The sequence below is a fragment of the Bacteroides reticulotermitis JCM 10512 genome (assembly GCF_000517545.1).
Classification (GTDB): Bacteria; Bacteroidota; Bacteroidia; order Bacteroidales; family Bacteroidaceae; genus Bacteroides; species Bacteroides reticulotermitis.
This window is the reverse complement of record NZ_BAIV01000078.1, coordinates 1-2151: the sequence shown is the minus strand read 5'-3', so window position 1 is coordinate 2151 and position 2151 is coordinate 1. Positions and strand designations below refer to the sequence as shown.

Annotated in this window: 4 protein-coding genes; all 4 read left to right on the top strand. The window is 45.0% G+C overall.

All coding sequences use genetic code 11. The features are described 5' to 3' along the window. Positions 1 to 193: hypothetical protein (locus JCM10512_RS22870; protein ID WP_044165896.1), on the top strand; the 193-nt coding region annotated here is incomplete at its 5' end. Between the two features lie 191 nt (positions 194 to 384). Continuing rightward, a complete protein-coding gene (locus JCM10512_RS20965) occupies positions 385 to 885 on the top strand; it encodes a BACON domain-containing protein (RefSeq protein WP_044165894.1) in 501 nt (166 codons plus the stop codon). Then, positions 858 to 1148: an FISUMP domain-containing protein gene (locus tag JCM10512_RS20960; protein WP_044165893.1), complete on the top strand. Its 291-nt coding sequence runs from the start codon at positions 858 to 860 to the stop codon at positions 1146 to 1148. Before JCM10512_RS20965 ends, JCM10512_RS20960 begins: the two co-directional genes overlap by 28 nt. A 132-nt stretch (positions 1149 to 1280) precedes the next feature. Continuing rightward, positions 1281 to 1988 carry a peroxiredoxin family protein gene (locus JCM10512_RS20955; RefSeq protein ID WP_148298520.1) on the top strand — a complete coding sequence of 236 codons (708 nt, stop codon included), beginning with the start codon at positions 1281 to 1283 and terminating at the stop codon, positions 1986 to 1988. Positions 1989 to 2151: the final 163 nt, after the last annotated feature.

Genomic DNA, 2151 nt, shown 5'->3' with positions numbered 1-2151 from the left:
ACCTGACAACTGGGATGAAGTTAATTCTGCAGTTACTGCGCCAACTATTGTTACCGGAGCAGAAATGGCGCAAGGTAAGTACTTCACTTTTTCCACTAGTGCTACTAATAAAATAGAGAATCGGATTTATACATTTGAAGCAGATAATGCAGCTAAGGCGGTAGCGATAGGCTCGATGCTACCTGTCTGGTAGTTGGCGGAAGGTATCAGAGTAATACAAGTACTGTTTATTATCGTATCGACCTGAAAGACTATGCCACAGATACCTACTTTGATATTCTGCGGAACCATTCGTATAATGTAACCATCACTTCCGTAACGGATATAGGAACGACCCGCGATGATGCTTATAAAGGAGTTAGCACAATTAACGCCGATATAGAGGTGTGGAATGAGGTCGCAGGTGATTTTCAGTATGGTAGTGAAAACTTCTACATATCAAACCGTTACCTTGGGATAGGCTTGGATGGAACGACTGTGGCTACAACCGGATCGAATACATTTAAGGTACGAACTAGTCATCCGAAGTGGAAGGTTAAATCTAAGCCGGCATGGGTTACGCTTTCTCCAACAAGTGGTATTTCTACTGTCGAAGCAACCACAACCGTAACATTTACTGCTACTACCCATCCTGAAGGGCGTGAAGGAGAAATCGTTATCGAGGCTGGCAATATGGAATATACACTTTATGCCATGCAGGGCAATTGCGGAAGAAGTGGCATACCGCTTACCCAAACGATCGGTAATCGTACGTATAAGACCCACCAGTATCCTACGGGTACATCGGGTGCCATGCAGTGTTGGATGGTAGAGAATAGTAAAGAAGGTTTCGGTTCCGGTAAAGGATATGGTCTTGATTGGGCGGGAGCATCATTGGTACTATAAACGGGGATGCTAATCCGTCTTATCGAGGTCAAGAAAATGGCTATTACTATACATGGGAGCAGCGAAACAATGCTTGTCCTCCGGGGTGGTCTGTACCTACCCTGGCCCAATGGCAGAAGCTTCAAACTATTATAAACAATGACTTGGAAGCTAATGCAGCCATCTGGTGGGCAGGTTCTCGTGCTGCAGCCAATAATGTTTTTACCGGCAACAGTCTCAGCGCAACCGAGGCTCATCTCGCACTTGGTATAGTTGGGGGCTAAACTCCCCCTGGTGGTCATCAGAAGCATACCGATACTACCGCGGCGAGAAAATTATGACTGGGGTGCATACTACTAGTGATAAACACTGGCTCAGCGTGCGTTGCGTACGAAATTAATCTAAACCTTCTTGATATGATAAAACAAAAAAGATATATACTCTCCATCCTTTGTCTCTGCGGAATCTTTATTTCCTGTAAGCCAATCAAAGAGCCAACGATCGCTGATTGGACGAAAGTCCATGCAACTGATGCAGACTTTATCAAGCAGGCGCGCCACTTGATAGATAGCGTTGGCAAACAATCACTCGACTCGCTCGAACTCTTTGTTCGCCAAATAGCCGATGCGCTTTGTGAGCAGGGGCAGGAGAGGCTAGCAGCCTCTGTGGCAGCCTATCCCCATGGCATCGATCTTTCAGCAGACGATTCCAGTGAGATCGGTCTTCGCCTGCTTCGTCAGTTACAACTGATAGGTAGCAAGGCGCCGCCACTGCCACAGATAGAAACAGACGCCAAGGAGGTAAAAGGTAGCATCGTGCTGTTCTTCGAGAGCGACTGTACTGCCTGCGATACGATCATCAACGAGTTGAAAGCAAGTTATGACAAGCTGCATACAGCAGGCATCCGCATCGTAAGCATCGCTTCCGACAGTGACAAGGATCTATACGAAACTCATGCATCATCCTTTCCGTGGAAGGATAAGTATTGCGACTATGAATCTTTCTTTGGCGAGTATTTCGAGAAATGGGGTGTAGCATCAACCCCTACCTTGTACTATATAGATGAAAAAGGAATCGTCCAAGGACGGTACTACATATTAAAAGATATAAAATCATGGACTTAACTTTACTCAATCCCCAATTCATGGCAGGATAAGCTTATTACATATAAAGCACTGCCAAACTATCCTTATATTTTAGCGTGCATTAAAAAGTTAATATGGTGAAGTGAAGTTTCAGTATCGCTTAACGTTGATATTGGCTTCCTATAATTTAAGCCTTTGGGGA